This window comes from Thioalkalivibrio sp. XN279 (assembly GCF_011089885.1).
In the GTDB taxonomy this organism is placed as follows: domain Bacteria; phylum Pseudomonadota; class Gammaproteobacteria; order Steroidobacterales; family XN24; genus XN24.
On record NZ_JAANBD010000028.1, the window covers coordinates 587,396 to 604,985 of the forward strand.

Consider the following 17,590-nt stretch of genomic DNA (forward strand, 5'->3'; position numbering starts at 1 on the left):
ACGGCCCGGGATTACTTCTTGGTCGGCCGCTTCCAGCCGCGCACCGTGACCTGCTTGCCGCGCGCCACGGTGAGCTCGCCGGCCGGTGCGTCCTTGGAAATTGTCGAGCCCGCGCCGATGGTCGCTCCGGCCCCGACCTCGACCGGCGCCACCAGCGCGCTGTTCGAGCCGATGAAGGCGTCGTCGCCGATCACCGTGGAGTGCTTGTTCACGCCATCGTAATTGCACGTGATCGTCCCGGCGCCGACGTTGACGCGCGTCCCAATCTCCGCATTCCCGATGTAGCTGAGGTGGTTGACCTTGCTGCCGGCGCCAATGCGGCTTTTCTTCACCTCGACGAAGTTGCCCACCTTGACGCCGTCGGCCAGCACCGCGCCCGGCCGCAGGCGCGCGAACGGGCCGAGCTCGCAGCCGGGACCGACGTCTGCGCCCTCGATGAGGGTGTTCGCATCCACCCGGCATCCGGGGCCGAGGCGGCTGTCGCGGATCACCACGTTCGGGCCGATGACGACATCGTCGCCGAGAATCACCACGCCCTCGAACACCGCGTTGACGTCGATCACCACGTCGCGCCCGCACTCGACCCGCCCGCGCACGTCCACCCGCGCCGGGTCGACCAGGGTCACGCCTGCCGCCATGAGCTCGTCGGTGATGCGCTTACGCAAGGTGGTCTCCAGGCCGGCGAGCTGCCGGCGGTCGTTGATACCCAGCACCTCGGTCATGGTCGGCGCCAGCATGGCCTCTACCGGCACGTCATCGGCCACCGCCGCGGCGACCACGTCGGTCAGGTAATACTCGCCCTGTGAATTGTGGTTGGACAGCCCCTCCAGCCAGGCCCGCAGGCGTTTCGCCGGCGCCGCCAGGATGCCCGTGTTGACCTCGCTGACCGCGAGCTCGGACTCGCTGGCGTCCTTCTGCTCGACGATGCGCACGACCCGGCCGGCCGCGTCGCGAATCAGGCGGCCGTAACCGGTGGGGTCGTCGAGATACACCCCGAGCAGCGCCAGCGCCCCGCCGCGGGCCTTGTCCACCAGCGGCTGCAGCGTGCGCGCCTCGATCAGCGGCACGTCGCCGTAGAGCACCAGCACGGTGCCGTCGTCCGGGATGCCGGGCATGGCCTGCGCCACGGCATGGCCGGTGCCGAGCTGTTCCGCCTGCAGCACCCACTTCACGTCGGCGTCCGGGAAAGCGGCCGGCACGGCGTCGCCGCCATGACCGTAAACCACATGGGTGGCATGGGCGCCGAGCCCGAGGGCGCGCCCGAGGACGTGCGCCAGCAACGGGCGGCCCGCCAGGGGCTGCAGGACCTTGGGCCGGGCGGACTTCATCCGCGTGCCCTGGCCGGCGGCGAGGATTACGACGTGTAAGGCCATGTTTTTAATCGTCCTTATTTGCTAGCCGGCGCATTTTGTCACGATGCGGCAGCCAGGGGACATGCACCAAGCACAAATATGCCCTGGGACCATCCCAGGCATCTTATGCACAAGCGGCCGCATCAGCCCCAACCCTGTGGATAACTCCTCACGAACCGGATCGTGCAGTGCGTTGAGAACCAGATTCGACTGTATTCCAGTCACTTGCAAGCATTCGCCCTGTGGACAAGTCATTCACGGCAGGCGCTCCAGGGCATCGGCAAGGGCGCGGGCCAGGCGCTCCGGCTGGTCCGTACCGAGCCGAAATCGGCTACCGTCTTTACGCGTAATCTCCACCGCGTCGAGACCCGAGACGCTGTACAGCATCCCGCGCGGGGTCAAGCGCCAGCCGACACCCCAGTACCAGGGGTTGCGGACGACCTCGACACTCTCGACCTCCGCCAGCGGGACATGCTTGCGCAGAACCCCGGGTCCGAACCAGAACACCAGCGACGAAGCGCTGACCTGCACCGTGAGCGAGGAAAAAACCACGGCCACCAGCAGCAGCGCGCCGAACACGATGAACATCGCCGGATGCGCCGCGCCCGGACCCAGCAGCACGATGATCGCCACCACGGCGACGGCCATGGCGCCGACCATGAAGCTGCCGAACTGCTTGTGTCGGTAGGTGTTGCGCAACAGTGTCCGGCTCAAGTTCGCGGCATCCCCTCGCCGGGCGTGACCACCCAGCCGAGCGCATCGGGCTCGCGGCCGGTCTCCCAGCGATCCACGATTTCCCAGTCGGCGGTGTCGATCACGGCGATCTCGTTGCCGCCGCTGATGGCGACGAATGCACGCTTCCCGTCCGGCGCAACCTCGATACCGATGGGCAGGGCCGAGTCTCCGAGCAAGGTCTGCTGGTACTCGCCGTCAGGATCGGCGATCTGCAACGTGGCGACGAGGCTGCGGTCGCGGATGTCGAAAACAGACAAGGTCGCGGCACGCGCGTTGGTGACCAGCGCGTGGCTGCCGGTCGGCGTGACGGCGATGCGGATCGGGAAGCCGGCCGACTCCAGCGTCGCCAGCACCTCGAGGCTCTCGGCATCGATCACGCTCACGGTATCGTCGCCGCGATTGGTCACCCAGACTTCGCGCCGGTCGTCGACCACGGCCACGCCCTCGGCGCCCGCGCCGGTCGCTACGGACTGCAGCACCTCGCCAGTGAGGACCTCCACCTTCTCCAGCGTGCCGGCCGAGATGTTGGTGACGTAGGCGAAACGGCCGTCGCGCGACGCGGCCACCATGTGCGCCACGCCCTCGCCGACGCCGATGGTGGAAACGACGTTGCCGCGCGCGACATCCACGACCAGCACGCTGTCGCTCCCCTCCGTGGTGATCGCGGCGAGGTACCCGCTGAGAAAGGCCATGCCGTGCGGGCGGGTGTTCTCTCCCAGGTCGATGACGCGCGCGACCCGGGCAGCGGGCCACTCGATCACGGTGAGCGTGTTGCCGGCGGCTTCGCGCTCGCCGTAGTTGCTGACCACCGCGTAGCGGTGATCGGACGACACTTCGACTTCGTGCGGGCCCACGCCGGTTTCGAACTCGGCGAGCTTCTCGCCCGTGACCGGGTCGAGCGCCCACAGCGTATGGGCGCTCTTGTTGCCCACCAGCAGGACGTCCGCATCCCCGGCCGAGGGGGCCAGCAGGCAGGCCGCGATGGCGAGGAGCGTGTAGAGTCTCATAGAATCATCTCCGGTGACGGAACGGCCTGGCCGGCCGGCTGCAGGTCGCCGGGTGTGTCGGCCAGGAGCACCGCGATGATATCGCGTTCGCCTCGAGAACGTGTCAGCCGATTGCGAACAGGGCGGGTCAGACAGTGGCAGGGTATAACTACTACTTCATCTCCTCGCCGCTGCATTTCCTGCTTTCGGTCAACATGGCGATCCGCTGCGGAGAGACCCGCAGCGTCGCCGTGATCTCCTCGCGCATCGAGAGCAACGCCCGCCTGCTCAGGGAAGTGATCGAGCGGGACGGGCGGGTCTTCTGCGACGTGATCACCCTGGAAAGCGGGCCGGGAAAGGGCCACGGCAGCAAGGCCCGCCAGCGCAAGCAACGCATGCAGGTGCTGCGCGAGTACCTCGCGGAGCGCCCGGCGGCGCGGATTTTCACCGGCACCGACCGGCACGTCGAGTTCCAGTACGCCATGCACATCGCGCGGCAGCACGACCCGGCGGTCGAAGGCATCTACCTGGACGACGGCCTGCACACCTATCTCGGCTCCCGCCGCATGCACAGCTTCCAGCACAAGTACGGCGATGCCCTGCTGAAGAAGCTGTACTACGGCTGGTGGTGGAAGAACCCGGTGATCCTCGGGACGTCCGGCTGGATCTCGAAGGTCTATGCGGTGTTCCCGGAGCTGGTGCATCCCGTCTACCGGGAGATGGGCAAGACCGTGCTGCCCTTCGATGCGCACTATTTCGCCGATCCGGCCTTCGCGGGCATCTCGCGTGCCCTCGCCGAGGTGGCGGAGCTCGACCGCGACACCCTGGGCCGGCTGGATTTCGTGCTGTTGCTGACCCACGAGCAGCACTACGCCGATCCCTGGGCCCACATGGACAAGATGATGCAGCTGCTCGGCGCGCATGCCCCGCCCGAACGCATCGCCATCAAGGCGCATCCCCGCTCGCGCCTGCTGGACGAACTGCGGGCGAGGTATCCGCGCCTCGTGCACCTGGACAACCGCGTGGGCTTCGAGCTGCTGCTGCCGTTCCTGCGCGCGGACTGCGTGTTCCTCGCCGACATCAGTTCCTCGCTGTTCACCGTGAAGTGGCTGCAGCCGAAGCAGCGCGCCTTCGCCATCGAGGTGCCGCACCCGACCATCGAGCACTACCGCGGCGAGCTGCAGGCGCTGTTCACCCGGATGGGCATCCAGCAGGTGTCCTACGCGCAGCTGGAGACCGAGCTGGAGAAAATCGCCGCCGACGCGTGACAGCGTCGCGGGCCGGCGGCCGCGCCGGCTTCAGTCGGACGGGCGCCAGCGCATGTGCGCCCAACGCTTCTTGAGCTTCGCCACCAGCGGATGTCGCCGCACGCCGCGCGTCCGCCCGATGTCGCCCCAGTCCTCGGCGGACAGGCCGTAGGCCGACAGCCGCTCGACCAGTGCCTCGACCGAGTCCTGGTCGATGTCGAACTCGATGAACTGCTCGGGACGGTCGGCCATGAAGGCCCGCACCTCGGCGAGGTGTGTGTCCCATTCGCGCCGCCAGGTCTCGGCCAGTTCTTCGCTGGAGGCGATCTTGCGCTGGCGCATGACCCGCTGGGCGAACTCGCCATGGCTGTGCTTGAGGCGCGACTTGATCCAGTCCTCGCGGTTGCGCACGTTGAGCAGCAGGATGGTGTCCGGGTAGTCGCGCATGATCTCGCGGAAATAGCGGATCGGTTCGAAGCCGTCGCTCTCGGTCTGGTAGATCAGGTCGCCGTAGAAAACGTGGTCTTCCATCCCGGCGAAAATCTTGCGTCCTGCCTCGAGGTTCTGGCGCATGATCAGGCCGGCGTTGCGGCTGCGGCGCAGGGGCCGCCGCAGCTTGTACTTCACGACCGGGTGACCGGCGCCGCGGAACAACTGCTCCAGGCTGCGCGTACCGCACTTGTGAAAGCCGATCTGCACCACGCGGGGCAGCGTGTCCGTGCGCCTGGTCTGTGCTGTCATCGGCGGGTTCTCACTTCGTGTTCCACGGTTCAATCCTGTTTTCCTTCGCGCAGCCGCAGCTGGATGCGGCGGATGCGCGTGCGCAGCCGCGCTGTCCAGGTGTCCTGCTGGTAGCGGCCCTTGCTGACGTGGCGGATGCGATACACCCCGGGAGCCTCGACGGGCACGCCTTGCGTGCGCAGCAGCCAGCGAAAGGCCCGGTCCTCGTGCGCCTTGGCCCAGCGCGCCACGGGCTGCTGGTAGACCCTGAGCTGCTCGCAGTAACCGCAGGCGCGCGCCACGTCGCCATGCGCAACCTGCAGCGGTCCCGTGGCGCGGTCCCGCGCCTGCGCGGTGAAGGCCGCCGGGTCTATATCGAGCACGCGCGGCGCGCCCTTGCCCGCCTCCAGCATCGGGTCGCCCGGCTCCAGCACCGCGGAGACGTGCTCGACGCGCGGGAACACCAGCGTATCGCGGCGGCCCTGCACCGCCTCGGCGAGGCCGTCGAGGCAACCGGCGCCGAACACGACGTCGCAGTCCGTGAACCAGATCCAGTCGGCCCGGGTGGCGCGCGCGGCGTGGTTGCGGCCGATGGCGCGCCGGAACAGGTGGTACTTGTCCATGGCCTGCCAGTTCCATGACACGCCGGGCACCTCGATGGCGCCGAAGTACTCGAGCAGCGCAGCCGTCGCGGAATCTTCCGGCGAGTAATACACCGTCATGGTCACGTCGGCCCGGGTCGGCGGATGCCGGACCAGGGAGCTGAGCTGGTAGGCCTGCATGTGAGCATAGCCCCAGCAGTGGCTGACGATCTCGATGTGCAGCCGGTCGGTCGCGGCCTTGCGTTCCGACTCCGGCGGCAGCGCCTTGAGGAACCAGCGCGCCGGCACCCAGCCGCTGGCGGCGAGACGCATGAACAGGAGAGCGAGGCGATCGCCCAGGGTCTCGCGCGGCATGGTATTGCTCATGGCAGGGCTCGTTGCATCAGGCGTATTGTCCCGCGGCGTGGCCGGAAGCCCAAGCCCACTGGAAATTGTGGCCGCCGAGGTGCCCGGTCACGTCCACCACCTCGCCGATGAAATACACGCCGGGGTGGTCGCGGCACTCCATGGTCTTGGACGAGAGGGCGCCGGTGTCGACGCCGCCGATGGTGACCTCGGCAGTGCGATAGCCCTCGGTGCCGGCAGGATAAACCGTCCAGGGCTGGCAGGCCGACGCCGCCTGCTCGATGTCGGCGTCGCTCACGTCGGCCAGCGGCTTGTTGTCCAGCCAGTGCTCGCACCAGCGCTGCGCCATGCTCTTGGGCAGCGTCTCGGCCAGCAGGGTCTTGAGCTCGACGCGCGGCCGGCCACGGCGCGCGCCGCGCAACCGCTCGGCCAGGTCCGCGCCGGGGAACAGGTCGATTTCCAGCGGCTGCCCCGGCAGCCAGTAGGAGGAGGCCTGTAGGATGGCGGGGCCGCTGAGGCCGCGGTGGGTGAACAGGATGTTCTCGCGAAACTCCGCACCGCCGGCCCGGGTCACCGTCTCCACGGAGACCCCCGACAGCCCCTCGAGCCTGGCCAGCAGCCGCGGCTCCAGCGTCACCGGCACCAGCGCAGCCCGGGTCGGCTGGATCTGGAGGCCGAGCTCGCGCGCAAAATCGATACCGAAGCCGGTGGCGCCCAGCGACGGGATGGAATAGCCGCCGGTGGCGATCACCAGCGACTCGGCCAGCAGCGTCCCCTGCGGCGTCTCCAGCCGGTGCGGCGGTCCCAGCTGCTCGATCCGCGTCGGCGCGTGGGTCAGCACTTCGGCGCCGACGGCAGCGCATTCCGCCAGCAGCATGCGGACGATGTCTTTCGAGGAGCGGTCGCAGAACAGCTGCCCGAGCTTCTTCTCGTGGTAGGGGATGGCGTGTTTCTCCACGAGCGCGACGAAGTCGGCCGGCGTGTAGCGGCTTAGCGCCGACTTGGCGAAGTGCGGGTTGGCCGAGAGGAAGTTGGCCGGCGTGGAATGGAGGTTGGTGAAGTTACAGCGGCCGCCGCCTGACATCAGGATCTTCTTGCCGACCTTGTTGGCGTGGTCGAGCACCCGCACGCGGCGGCCGCGCCGGCCGGCGGCGATGGCGCACATCAGGCCGGCGGCGCCGGCGCCGATTATGGCAACGTCGACCTCGGTCACATGGTCTGTGGGGCGCGTCATCCCTTGGCGTCTCGGCCATCGGCCAGTACGCATCATCGCCTGCCGGGCGGCTGCGATGCCACCTGCCTGTCTCGTGACCGCAGCCGATAGGCCGCCGCCAAAAGAAAAGTCCCGCGGGCCGAGTGGCCCGCGGGACAAAGGTTAGACAGTTAACAGTAAGCGCCGCCCTCAGGGCGTGGTCGTCTCCGGCGGGGCCGGCGGCACGTCGATGACCGACTTACCATTCAGCACAACGTCACCTTCCAGCAGGTCGAATACCGTGCAGGCATCGGTGAGGTCGTGCTCATGGTCTGACCCGGTCAGATGCTCCTCGAAGGTCTGCAGCCGGCGGGCATTGCCGCCATTACCGACAGCCGGCAGGCCAACAAGGATCGTCTCGCCCGTCACGTCGTCGTGACCGTTGGGTATGCACAGCTCCGGATGGTCGAACTTGCCCTCCTCGTAAGCCACGCGCCAGTCGGTCAGACCGATTTCCATCAGCTCCACCACGGAAGCCTCGTCCGTCGGGCCGAGGTCGAAAATCCTCATGCCGGCGTCGAGGTTGTGGAAATTGAGATTCTGGAAGTCGCCGGCGGTCTTGTAGAACTCCAGCACCTGCCGCAGGTTCATCTTCGACCCGTTGTGCAGGTACGGCCCCGTGAAGAACGCGTTGCGCAGACCCTGGGCCTTGAAGGCCCCGTTGCGGAGCAAGCGCTCCCCGCGAACCATCTGCGGGACGCACTGCGGGCCCGGATTATTGTTGGCGTTCGGGTTGTTGAGGCCGGCGCCACAGGCGATGTTCAGCTCCCACGGGACCGGCGTCAGGTCGGTCGGCGAGAACGGAATCATCAGGACATTGCCGGCCGTCAGCCATCCCTGGATGGTGTTGATCTTTTCAATGTCATAACCGGTCGCGTCGCCCCCGACAAAGATCTCCATCAGCTTGGACAAGGACAACGGCACCCCGCCCTGGTCTGCGCCGAGGGCGATATCTTCCGGCGTCGGACGCACGCCGATATTGTAGAAACCCGCGTCGTAGACCGCGGGCTGGCCGTTGAACGTGATCATGCGTTCGGCCACCACCGGCTGCTCGACTTCGCGCGCGACCTGTCCCGGGGGCAGCACCCCAACCGGGCCGGCGCCCCAGCCAGTGATGTTCTGCACCGTGGCACCGTTGAACTCCGGGTTGAAATGGCAGACCGAGCAGGCTGTCGCGCCCGCGAACCAGCGGCCGAGGCCACGTTCGACGTTCAGGATCGTGGCGATGCCATTGGCCTCGTTGGGGCTGGTCTCACAGGTGAAGGGATCGGTGGGTCTGATGCAGCCGCCGATCGGAGCGCCTGCCGGCACCGGGAACAACGCCAAGTTTGATTCCGTGCCGGAATGCGCTTTGGGATGAATGAACTTCGCGTAGTGGGCCGCGCAGATCTGCTCGGCGTCGGCCTGCGCTGCCGCCCTGTTGTTGAGGGCGAGCGCGACGATGCAGGCCTCGAGCGGCTGGCCATCGACGACGAAAGTCCGCAACTGTCGGCCAGCGCCGTTCGTGAGGGTGCCCGTGGCAATGCCGCCGCCGATCAGGTCGACGATGGTTTCCTCGGTGAACAGCGTCGCCTCGTAGGCCTGGACGGCCAGACCGAAGAACAACGGGAAGTTGTAGGCGAGCAGCGAGTAACCTGCCGGGTTGTCGATCTGGCAGTCAACGGTTAGGCCGGTGCTATCGACGCAAACGCCTTCAGAATCAGGCAAGCCAGCGGCGGGATTTGCGATCTGGCAATCGACCACTTCACCCCCCTCATCGAGGCATAGCGCGCTGTTCCAGAACCGATCGTCAAAGATGTCCTTGATCCTCTCGCCGTAGGTTCCGATCAGCCCACGCCCATAGGTTGCGTCTATCTCGAACCCAGGCGGCGCCCCAGTCCCAAGCAACGAATCGTTTGGGTCGATCAACTGGCCGCGCAGCGGCTGCGCATTCTCGAGCTTCTTGCCGAGGTCGGCCGTGCGGAACTCGAACACCATCTCGAACTCGCTGCCCGTCGGCCCGACGGCCTGGGAGGCCAGCGACGAGAAAGGCAGCATCAGCAGCTCATCGCCGATTCCATCGCCATCCACCACCTTCACCCGGGCATCCGGATCACGGAAGCCGGCCGGGTTGCGGCCGTTGAAGAAGGAATCGGCGCGCCCGTCCCAGAAATTGCGATGGTTGTAGACCGCATTCAGCACGGTCGGCGCGTTGCGCGGCTCGACCCGGCGGACCGTGTCGGGCACGCCGGGCGCATTCGTGGTGAAGTCATGCGTGAACCCCTGGGCGTTGTCGTTATCGTGCAACGTGGCCGTATCCACACGGTTGGCGCTGACGCCGTCATGCGTGCCCGCCCGGATGCCCTGGGAGGAAACCACGTCGTTCACGTCGAGTGTCGAGTCGGCCTTAACCACGCTGCCGGGTGTGCCGTCGGGCGCGTCGCCAATCGAGTTAACGGCGATCAAGGCAGCTTCGCTGGTGGGCAAGCCGCGACCCGGATTGTCCGGCCCGCCGGCGAAATCGCCGGTCGTGAGCACCTGGTTGGCGCCGATAAAGCCGTTGGTGCCGATAAAGTCATGGACGTTGTCGCCGCCCCGCAGGCCGGGGCTCATCTGGTTCACCTTCCGGTGATCGGCGCCGGCATGGTAATGGCAGGTCGCGCAGGCCTGGATACCGTCGCCGCCTACCTGCATGTCCCAGAACAGCGCCTTGCCGAGGGCCTGCAAGGCCGTTTGCTGCCCGGTCTGCGTGATCGGCTGCCAAGGCCAGGCGGTTGCATTGGTCCCGGTCTTGTCGAGCAGCCCCAGCACATTGATATCAGGCACTGCCGTCAGGCTGAGCGGGAACACGTCCGGGTTGATCGCGTTGCCCACCGCTGCGCCTCCGCCACCGCCCCGGGGTGCCGCCTGGCCGTAGGCCTGGCCGTGTCCCGCCATGAGAACAAGCGCGGCGGCGCACAAGGTCAGTGGCCCGCCGCGGCCGAGAGTAAATAAGGCCTCTTTTGTCTTCTTCCACATTTGGTGATTCCCCCCAATCTTCCGTATGTGCGACTGGTGTCGCCGTGGCACGGACCCCGGTCCTGGTGCGACACCTGGACGCGGGCGCCGGCCGTATCCCGCGAATCTTTCGCAAGGACCGTCGAAGCTAGTCCGTCCTGGGCGGCCGCTGGTATGAAGAATTCAGCCCCGGATTGCACAAATTCGATGCCAGGCAGAGAAATTTGTCGGTTTGAGCGCCGTTTTGACGCGTTAGAGGAAAGGAGACCGGATTGGGGACTTTCGGCACGCGCGACATGCGCACGGATCGGCAAGCATGGAAACCGTTACACAAACGGCTGGGCCAGGGGCACAGCCCTGCATCCTGTGGATAGATTGGGGGGCCACCGACCGCTCCTCGATGGACGCCTTCTCGGGCCATGCGGAGATCCTGCATATCTCCGCTTCTCTACGCGCTCTCGGGCGGCTGGACGTCAAGCGGGTCGCGGCCGCCGTCTTCGATCTCGATGCCGCGCCCTGCTACGACCCGGTGGCAGAGTTCAAGCGCGCGGCCGCATCGATTCCGCTGGTCCTGCTCACCAGCAAAGTGCACCCGACATTGCTGCTCTGGGCGCTCCGCGGCGGCATCCGGGACGTGCTTGCGAAGCCCCTGGATGCCGCTGACGTGGTCCGCGTGTGGAGGGAACTCGGTGAGCTCCAGCGGCTGCGGCGCGCCGGCCTGTCGCGCCGGGAAGCGCTCATGGGGCGGAGCCATGACGCAAAAAACGGGGAGCCGGTCGGAGGCACAGCGACCAATTCGCGACCGGAGCGCATCGCGGCGCAGATCCGTAATTATGTCGGCCGGCACCTGCAGGACGACATCGCCATGGACGACATCGCCGCGGCTTGCGGTTGCTCGCGTAACGAGTGCAACAACGTTGCCAAGAAGCAGCTGGGCGGCAAGCTGAAGAGCTTTGTCGTGGCGGAGCGGATCGCCCATGCCAGGAAGCTCCTGGTCGCAACCGACCTGCCGATAGCGGAGATCGCGGAGCGGAGCGGCTTTCATGAAAGCGCGTATTTCTGCCGCACGTTCCGGCAGCATTGTGGCGAGAGCCCGAGTTGTTACAGGGCCCGCTTCAGGTCGGGGCCTCCAGCCGAGGATTCCGACTGACGACTTTCCCGGGCTCAGGCCAGCCGGACGCCTTCGCGGGCAAGGAGCTTGCGTTTCAGTGGCAGCCCGCCGCCGAAACCGCCGAGGCCGCCGTCGCTGGCGACCACCCGGTGACAGGGCACCAGCAGTGGGACGGGGTTGGCGCCGCAGGCCTGGGCCGCCGCGCGGATGGCGCGCGGTCGGCCCGCCTGGCGTGCGAGCTCGGCGTAGGAGATCACCTTGCCGGCCGGAATGCGTGCGATGGCTCGCCAGACGGCACGCTGGAAGTCGGTCCCGACCAGGTCGAGCCGCGGCCCCGGAGCGGCCTGCGGCCGGTCGATCCAGTCCCGCAGCGCCGCCACGGCCGCCGCCGTCCCGGCATCGTCGCGCACCAGCTCGGCGCCGGGGAAACGACGCCCCAGGTCACTCTTAAGCGCGACCTCGTCCCAGCGGAAGTGGACAGCGCAGATGCCTTTTGGGGACACCGCGATCCCAAGGTTGCCAAGGGCTGTGGACGCTTTGGTATACAAAATACGATCGGCGGGGCGCTTCCTCGCGGTCATTTCGACTCCTTCAACACGCCCATGGCGCGGAGCTGGCGGTCATGCAGGCGGGCCAACAGCACCAGGGCAACGACAGCGCCGATGAGCGCGAAAAACATGTCCGACTGGGTATCCCAGGAATCGCCCTGGGTGCCGAGGAACTCGTGGGCGCCCTGGCCCATGGCAAGGCCGGCCCACCACTCGATCAGCTCGTAGAAAGCGCTGACCGCCAGCGCTATGCAGACGCAGAGAAAGTGGAGCATGGCGCGCCCGTTCACGTAGGCGCCGCGCAGCAGGATCTCGCGGGCGATCAGCACCGGCACGAAGCCCTGCATGAAGTGGCCGATCTTGTCGTAGGGATTGCGCACCGTGCCGAGCACGTCCTGCAGCCAGAAGCCGAGCGGCACATGGGCGTAGGTGTAGGCGCCGCCGTAGATCAGCACCAGCGCGTGCAGGGCGATCAGGATGTAGAGCAGGTGCGTGAGCGGGTAACGGCGATAGGTCGCGACCAGGATGGGCGCCGCGATCAGCACCGGCGCCACCTCCATCCACCAGGTCACGCGGTCGCGCGGCGCGATCCCGGAGGCCACCAGTGCAACGGCGACGATGAACGCCAGCGCCAGGACGAGTTTCAGGCGGTCGACGGTCACAATGCTCCCCCGCGAATACGTCCCGTCATTCTGGCAGCACGGCGGGGGCGCGGGAAGCGCGCGTCAGCGTGCGGGGTAGCGGCTGTCGAGGTAATCACCCGAAGCGATACGGCGTCCAAGCGCGACAGCCCCGGCGTAGATATATACCCAGGCGGAAACCACTTCCCCCGAATCGAGCGCCACGTTCGTCTCGCGTCGCAGGAACAGCGACCGTTCGGGCCGGCGCGGGTCGTAATCCTCGTAGGCGTCGAGGCGCGCGAGTGCGCGCCGTCCGCGGATAGCATGCAGTTCGCCGCGCACCCATTCGTCCTGCGTCACCGCGGCCACGAGGCCCGGGTAGGCGCCGAGATCCAGCAGCCGTCCGCGGACCCGGCCACGGCCGAGAAACTCCGCGCCCTCACCCAGCAGTTCGTGGCGGCTGCCGGGCGCGTCCCGCCGCAGCGAGCCGTACACGAAAAGCCTTGGCGCGCTCACCACTTCTTCGGCAAACGCGGATCTTCCGGCCCGAAGCGCTTGTAGCGGGCCCGGCGCTGCTTGCGCTCGATCTCGCGCCGCCGTTGCTCGGTGAAATCCCGATTCCAGCGCTCCTGCCAGTCGGCGGCCAGGCGAGCGTATACCGTATACAGACCGGTCCATTCCAGCAGCGGGCGCAGACCAATGCCGAGGAACAGCACCAGCAGGACGTGCCAGGCGAGCCAGTAAGACGAGACCACCGCCGTCACCGGCAGCAGGCAGACCAGGGCGATGAATGACCCCCGGGCCAGGGGGCCGTACTCGAATCGATGCCCCGGCACCCGACGGCTCATGGCTTGCGCGCGACCAGCTGGACGACGGCGGAGAGGCCGCTATGGCCGGTGCCCTCGATGACCTCGCGCTCGAGCTCCTCGAGGTGAAGAAAGTCGAGGCCCGGGATCTCCGCGCGCAGGATGTCCGCGGTCAGGAGCAGGTCCGCGGATCGTGGCCCGCCCGTGCCGCGGCCCAGCTGGTCCGGGGTATAGGCCTCCAGCAGCAGGATGCCGCCCGGCTTGAGCGCCTTGTGCAACTCGGCGTAGACCTTGTGCCGCACGGCCGGCGCTACGTGGCCGAAGATCGAGACGATGCCGTCCCAACGCGCCGTGCCGAAGTCGTAGTCTGCGAGATCGGCGCAAATCGTGTGTATTTCGACGCCTTTCTCTGCAGCAAGCCGCTGTGCCTTGTCCATGCCTACGGGCGACTGGTCGACCGCCGTGACATTGAACCCCAGGCCGGCGAGATACACCGCATTGCGCCCCTCGCCCTCGGCCAGGCAGAGGATGTCGCCGGGCGGCAGCTCCACGGCGTAATCCGCGAGGAAGCGGTTCGGCTCCTTGCCGTAAACGTAGTGCTCAGCGCTGTATTTCTCGTCCCACATAACGTCTCACTCGCTTGCGTCGGGCCAGGCCCCGACACGGCGCAGAAAGCTTCGCGCCATCCCGCCGCGAAACTGCGCGATGGAAGCATAGCTCGGGCCGCGCACGAAAAGCGCGTATGCGACCGGCGCCGTGCCCGCGCAGTCTACCCAGCCCACCAGCCAACCCTCAAACGGGCCGTCCATGTCGCCGCCGTCCACCGGGCCCGAGCCGGTCTTGCCGTGCAGGCGGCAGCCGTCTCGCGCCTCGAGCAGGCTGACCTCCTCGAGCGCCATCACGTTCTCCGGCCTGAGCGGCAGCTCGCCCTGCACGAGGCGGACGATAAACTCGGCCTGCTCGCGCGGCGAGATCGCCAGCGGCCCGATGAGCCAGAGGGTGTCGTTGTCATCGGGCGCCATGGCGTTGCCGTAGTCGAAAGCCCGGAGCATCTCGCGATAGCGCGGGCCGCCGACTTCGAGCGCCAAGTCCCGGAAGTACCAGACCGTAGAACGACGGAAAGCCTGTGCGAGCGTCTGGTCCTCGCGCCAGGCCTCCGACCACCACGGCTCTGCCGGGCGACGTTCGGGATCACGCTGTCGCAGGTCGTCGACCGAGCCCGCGACGCCGGTTTCGAGCGCGATGAGCAGGTTGGGAATCTTGAAGGTGGAGTAGGGCGTGTGGGGCTCGTCGGCGCGCTCCAGCGCCCAGGCATAGTGGCGACCATCCGCCAGGTCGATGGCGTAAAAGATCGCTTCGCGGCCGTCGAGCTCCGCTGTGACGCCGGGGTCGGCGATGACCGTGACCCCGGCCTGTGGAGCTGCAGCGCCACAGGCCGCGCCACAAGCGAGCGGTGCCACCAGGACGACCAGCCTCAGGGCGCGCATGCCGGCTTGCGCATGAGAATCCAGTCCCCGGCGTGGTGACAGCCCGGGAACGACACTACCGGCCTCCGTGCCACGGCGGCAACCGCATTCACGTACCAGCTGCCGGGCGCGCGCCGACGTCCAGCGGGTCCTCGCCGGGCTCGGCCCGTTGCGACCAGAGATGCCGCCGCAGGCGCACCGGGCTTTACCTCTCGCCGGCCTCTTGCAGGAACGCGTCAACCGGTTGCTCGAAGGCGATGGCAAGCACACAGGCCTGCGGGCCGGAACAGAATGCGTCATGCGGCAACTGCGGCGGACCGTAGGCATAGCTGCCCGGCGTCATCACGACCGCGTCGTGCCCGTCATAGGTCACGCGCAGCTCACCTGAAACCAGCACCATGCGCTCCGCCGAGGTGTGCGAGTGGCGCGGCACCATCACACCTGCCGGCACCTTGAAAAAGATGTCGGCGTTCTCCCGCGCCGGGTCCCCGTGCAGCACGGCGATGGCGCAGCCTGCCGGCATGAACTCGGGGCACGGCCCCCACTCCAGCGCGGGGTCAGCGAAGTGCAGTTCGACGGGCGCTTCGCCGGCCGACGCACCCGCCGCGATTATTCCGCCGCAGCATAGCAGTCCCAGCAATGCTGCAGCCTGTTTGTGCAGGCACATAGGACACTCTCCATTTTGTTTTGCAAACGCCCCTGGATATAGCACAAAGCCCTGGATGCCACAGGAATGCTGCAGCCGTGCCCGGCGCCGCTGGTCAGGGAACCGCCCGTGACAGCCGCCACTGGTCCGGCACGCCTTTGAGCGCGCGCACGCCCAGGTCCGCCCAGCCGGGGATGAGCACGATATCGCGCTCGCAGGCGCCGAACACCTGGTAGGCGATGTTCAGCTCACCACTCTTCGCGTAACGCGTATCGATCTGGTTCGTATCAAGCATGGACACGCCGATCATACGACCCGCGCAGGCGGCCTGGCGGCCGACGCCGGTGGCAGGATCAGTCTCGACTACTAGACTTTAAAGGACATGGGTTGCCGCTGGGGCGGCGACCCCGAACGCAAGCCCCGGCGCCAGACCGGGAAGGAGCAAGACATGGCAGACCGCGACATTTACGAACTTTTCACCGCCGCACTGGACGTCACCAATCGCTCCTTGGAGAAAAACCGGGAGTCCGGCTTCTTCAAGGCCCTGGTCGCTGCCGCGGACAAGTTCCTCGACGGCCACAAGGCCGGCGTCGCAATCTATGCGGAGGACCCGGAAAAGCCGTTCGACTATTTCACCATCCGCTATCTGAACGAGAAGTTCGAGATCCTGTCCCGCGGCAAATCCGAGCACGACACCGAGTGGAAGGTCTCGCGCGACTACCTGGAGTCGGTGGCCGACAACCCGCAGGAATACATCGACAACCCGGCGAAACTCGATTTCGACTGGCTCAAGCATCGCCTGCCCGATGCCGCCTCGAAGCTGTTCGACAAGGCGAGCTGAAGCCAGCGCCGTCTGAACGTCCTTTACTCCAGCGTGAAGCGCGCGGGTGCGTGGCTGCCGATCGGCCTGCTGGCGGCGCTGCCGCCGCTGTTCTGGTCGGGCAACTTCGTGCTCGCGCGGGCGCTGCACGAAGACATCCCGCCGATCGCCCTGTCCTTCTGGCGCTGGGTCGGGGCGCTCGCGATCCTGTTGCCCTTCACCTGGCACCGCCTTTGGCAGCATCGCGACGCCCTGCGCCGGCACTGGGTGGTGCTGAGCCTGCTGGCCCTGCTGGGCATCACGAACTTCAACACCTTCGCTTACCTCGGGCTGCAGCACACCACGGCCACCAACGGTGTGCTGCTCAGCTCTGCGACGCCCGTGCTCATTGTCGGGGTGTCATTCCTCATGCTCGGCACGAAGGTGCGCGCGCGACAGCTGGTCGGCATATTCCTCTCGCTGTTCGGCGTCGTCCTCATCGCCACTGAGGGCGCCCCGCAACGACTCGCTGCGCTGACCCTGAACCGTGGCGACATATGGATCCTCGTGGCCGCCGTCGACTGGGCACTGTATTCCGTCCTGCTGCGCTGGCGGCCCGCCGACCTGGCGCCCGAGGTGTTTCTCACCGCGCTCGTCGCGCTCGGGCTCGTGCCCCTGGCCGGGCTGTATGCCTGGGAGCTCGCCGGCGGACAGGGCTTCGCGCTCAATGCAACGAACTTTGCTGCGATCGGTTATGTCGCGATATTTCCCTCAGTGCTGGCCTACGTGTTCTGGGATCGCGCCGTGAACGAGCTGGGGCCGAACCGGACAGGGCATTACCTGCACCTGATGCCCGCTTTCGGGGCCTTGCTCGCGGTCGCCCTGCTCGGTGAACGCCTGCACATGTTTCACCTCGCCGGGGCGCTCCTGATCGCAGGCGGGATCGTGCTGGCGACGTGGGTTGTCAGTGCTCCGCCCAGACAGCGAGCTCATTCCCGCTCGGGTCAAGGAAATGGAAGCGACGGCCCCCGGGGAAAGTGAAGGGCTCCAGGGTGATCCGCCCGCCGGCGGCGCGGACGCTCGCCAGGGAGCGCTCCAGATCCCTGGAATAGAGGATCACCAGCGGTCCGCCCGTGACTGCATCCGGCGCGGCGCGCAAGCCCCCTGCCTCGCCGCCCGGTTTCCGTATACCGGCGTATTCCGGGCCGTAGTCGTTGAATTCCCAGCCGAAAGCCTCGGCATAGAACTGCTTCGCCCGCGCCATGTCAGTGACGCAGAACTCGATGTAGTCGATGGCGTGGTGGACATGGCCTGGTGTCGACATGACGGGGTCCTCGTGGACTGATTGCAACTAAGGGCCGGAGCGACTCAGCCTTCTC

At 67.1% G+C, this 17,590-nt stretch carries 20 protein-coding genes; 4 read left to right on the plus strand and 16 right to left on the minus strand.

The genetic code is table 11. The annotated features are described in order from the left end of the window. Nucleotides 1-11: 11 nt before the first annotated feature. From glmU to G8346_RS12340, 3 genes are all read right to left on the minus strand, one after another. On the minus strand, nucleotides 12-1,373 hold the full coding sequence (glmU, locus tag G8346_RS12330) for a bifunctional UDP-N-acetylglucosamine diphosphorylase/glucosamine-1-phosphate N-acetyltransferase GlmU (protein ID WP_166051650.1): 1,362 nt from the start codon (nucleotides 1,371-1,373) through the stop codon (nucleotides 12-14). Between the two features lie 234 nt (nucleotides 1,374-1,607). Beyond that, on the minus strand, nucleotides 1,608-2,066 hold the full coding sequence (locus tag G8346_RS12335; RefSeq protein WP_166051652.1) for a hypothetical protein: 459 nt from the start codon (nucleotides 2,064-2,066) through the stop codon (nucleotides 1,608-1,610). Continuing rightward, entirely contained in the window at nucleotides 2,063-3,094 is a 1,032-nt protein-coding gene (locus G8346_RS12340) for a YncE family protein (protein WP_166051654.1), read from the minus strand. Before G8346_RS12340 ends, G8346_RS12335 begins: the two co-directional genes overlap by 4 nt. 134 nt (nucleotides 3,095-3,228) lie before the next feature. On the opposite strand from G8346_RS12340, the gene G8346_RS12345 reads away from it, so the two are divergent. Then, nucleotides 3,229-4,341: a polysialyltransferase family glycosyltransferase gene (locus G8346_RS12345; protein ID WP_166051657.1), complete on the plus strand. Its 1,113-nt coding sequence runs from the start codon at nucleotides 3,229-3,231 to the stop codon at nucleotides 4,339-4,341. Nucleotides 4,342-4,371: 30 nt separating this feature from the next. Here G8346_RS12345 and G8346_RS12350 read toward each other — a convergent pair whose 3' ends face one another. From G8346_RS12350 to G8346_RS12365, 4 genes are all read right to left on the minus strand, one after another. Further along, the gene (locus tag G8346_RS12350) at nucleotides 4,372-5,061 is read right to left on the minus strand and encodes a hypothetical protein (RefSeq protein WP_166051659.1); all 690 of its coding nucleotides are present in this window, start codon (nucleotides 5,059-5,061) and stop codon (nucleotides 4,372-4,374) included. A gap of 29 nt (nucleotides 5,062-5,090) precedes the next feature. After that, on the minus strand, nucleotides 5,091-6,008 hold the full coding sequence (locus G8346_RS12355; protein ID WP_166051661.1) for a glycosyltransferase: 918 nt from the start codon (nucleotides 6,006-6,008) through the stop codon (nucleotides 5,091-5,093). A 16-nt stretch (nucleotides 6,009-6,024) separates the two neighbouring features. Then, entirely contained in the window at nucleotides 6,025-7,221 is a 1,197-nt protein-coding gene (locus tag G8346_RS12360) for an NAD(P)/FAD-dependent oxidoreductase (RefSeq protein WP_166051663.1), read from the minus strand. A 168-nt stretch (nucleotides 7,222-7,389) separates the two neighbouring features. Beyond that, complete coding sequence (locus tag G8346_RS12365; RefSeq protein WP_166051665.1) at nucleotides 7,390-10,236, minus strand: cytochrome c peroxidase; 2,847 nt, start codon at nucleotides 10,234-10,236, stop codon at nucleotides 7,390-7,392. A gap of 379 nt (nucleotides 10,237-10,615) precedes the next feature. Between G8346_RS12365 and G8346_RS12370 the strand changes: the two genes are divergently transcribed. Continuing rightward, the gene (locus tag G8346_RS12370; protein ID WP_166051667.1) at nucleotides 10,616-11,365 is read left to right on the plus strand and encodes a helix-turn-helix domain-containing protein; all 750 of its coding nucleotides are present in this window, start codon (nucleotides 10,616-10,618) and stop codon (nucleotides 11,363-11,365) included. Nucleotides 11,366-11,379: 14 nt separating this feature from the next. On the opposite strand, the gene G8346_RS12375 is transcribed toward G8346_RS12370, so the two are convergent. The 8 genes from G8346_RS12375 to G8346_RS12410 form a co-directional block, all read right to left on the minus strand. Next, the gene (locus G8346_RS12375) at nucleotides 11,380-11,829 is read right to left on the minus strand and encodes a methylated-DNA--[protein]-cysteine S-methyltransferase (protein ID WP_166051669.1); all 450 of its coding nucleotides are present in this window, start codon (nucleotides 11,827-11,829) and stop codon (nucleotides 11,380-11,382) included. A 74-nt stretch (nucleotides 11,830-11,903) separates the two neighbouring features. Continuing rightward, nucleotides 11,904-12,536: a DUF2238 domain-containing protein gene (locus tag G8346_RS12380; protein ID WP_370520628.1), complete on the minus strand. Its 633-nt coding sequence runs from the start codon at nucleotides 12,534-12,536 to the stop codon at nucleotides 11,904-11,906. A 63-nt stretch (nucleotides 12,537-12,599) separates the two neighbouring features. Beyond that, on the minus strand, nucleotides 12,600-13,010 hold the full coding sequence (locus G8346_RS12385) for a gamma-glutamylcyclotransferase family protein (RefSeq protein ID WP_166051671.1): 411 nt from the start codon (nucleotides 13,008-13,010) through the stop codon (nucleotides 12,600-12,602). Continuing rightward, entirely contained in the window at nucleotides 13,007-13,342 is a 336-nt protein-coding gene (locus G8346_RS12390) for a hypothetical protein (protein ID WP_166051673.1), read from the minus strand. The genes G8346_RS12385 and G8346_RS12390 overlap by 4 nt, the downstream gene beginning before the upstream one ends. After that, nucleotides 13,339-13,926 (minus strand): cyclopropane-fatty-acyl-phospholipid synthase family protein, encoded by a 588-nt coding sequence (locus G8346_RS12395; protein ID WP_166051675.1) that lies wholly within the window; start codon nucleotides 13,924-13,926, stop codon nucleotides 13,339-13,341. Before G8346_RS12395 ends, G8346_RS12390 begins: the two co-directional genes overlap by 4 nt. Nucleotides 13,927-13,932: 6 nt before the next feature. Next, nucleotides 13,933-14,787, minus strand: coding sequence for a class D beta-lactamase (locus G8346_RS12400; protein WP_166051678.1), 855 nt, complete (start codon nucleotides 14,785-14,787; stop codon nucleotides 13,933-13,935). 184 nt (nucleotides 14,788-14,971) lie between these two features. Further along, nucleotides 14,972-15,433 carry a cupin domain-containing protein gene (locus G8346_RS12405; RefSeq protein WP_166051680.1) on the minus strand — a complete coding sequence of 154 codons (462 nt, stop codon included), beginning with the start codon at nucleotides 15,431-15,433 and terminating at the stop codon, nucleotides 14,972-14,974. 94 nt (nucleotides 15,434-15,527) lie between these two features. Then, a complete protein-coding gene (locus G8346_RS12410; protein WP_166051682.1) occupies nucleotides 15,528-15,707 on the minus strand; it encodes a hypothetical protein in 180 nt (59 codons plus the stop codon). A gap of 153 nt (nucleotides 15,708-15,860) precedes the next feature. Between G8346_RS12410 and G8346_RS12415 the strand changes: the two genes are divergently transcribed. Together G8346_RS12415 and G8346_RS12420 are read left to right on the plus strand one after the other, a co-directional pair. Beyond that, nucleotides 15,861-16,253 (plus strand): hypothetical protein, encoded by a 393-nt coding sequence (locus G8346_RS12415; RefSeq protein ID WP_166051684.1) that lies wholly within the window; start codon nucleotides 15,861-15,863, stop codon nucleotides 16,251-16,253. Between the two features lie 33 nt (nucleotides 16,254-16,286). Beyond that, nucleotides 16,287-17,252: a DMT family transporter gene (locus G8346_RS12420; protein WP_166051686.1), complete on the plus strand. Its 966-nt coding sequence runs from the start codon at nucleotides 16,287-16,289 to the stop codon at nucleotides 17,250-17,252. Here the strand turns inward: G8346_RS12420 and G8346_RS12425 are convergent. Beyond that, the gene (locus G8346_RS12425; protein WP_166051688.1) at nucleotides 17,176-17,535 is read right to left on the minus strand and encodes a VOC family protein; all 360 of its coding nucleotides are present in this window, start codon (nucleotides 17,533-17,535) and stop codon (nucleotides 17,176-17,178) included. The genes G8346_RS12420 and G8346_RS12425 overlap by 77 nt on opposite strands. Between the last annotated feature and the right edge of the window lie 55 nt (nucleotides 17,536-17,590).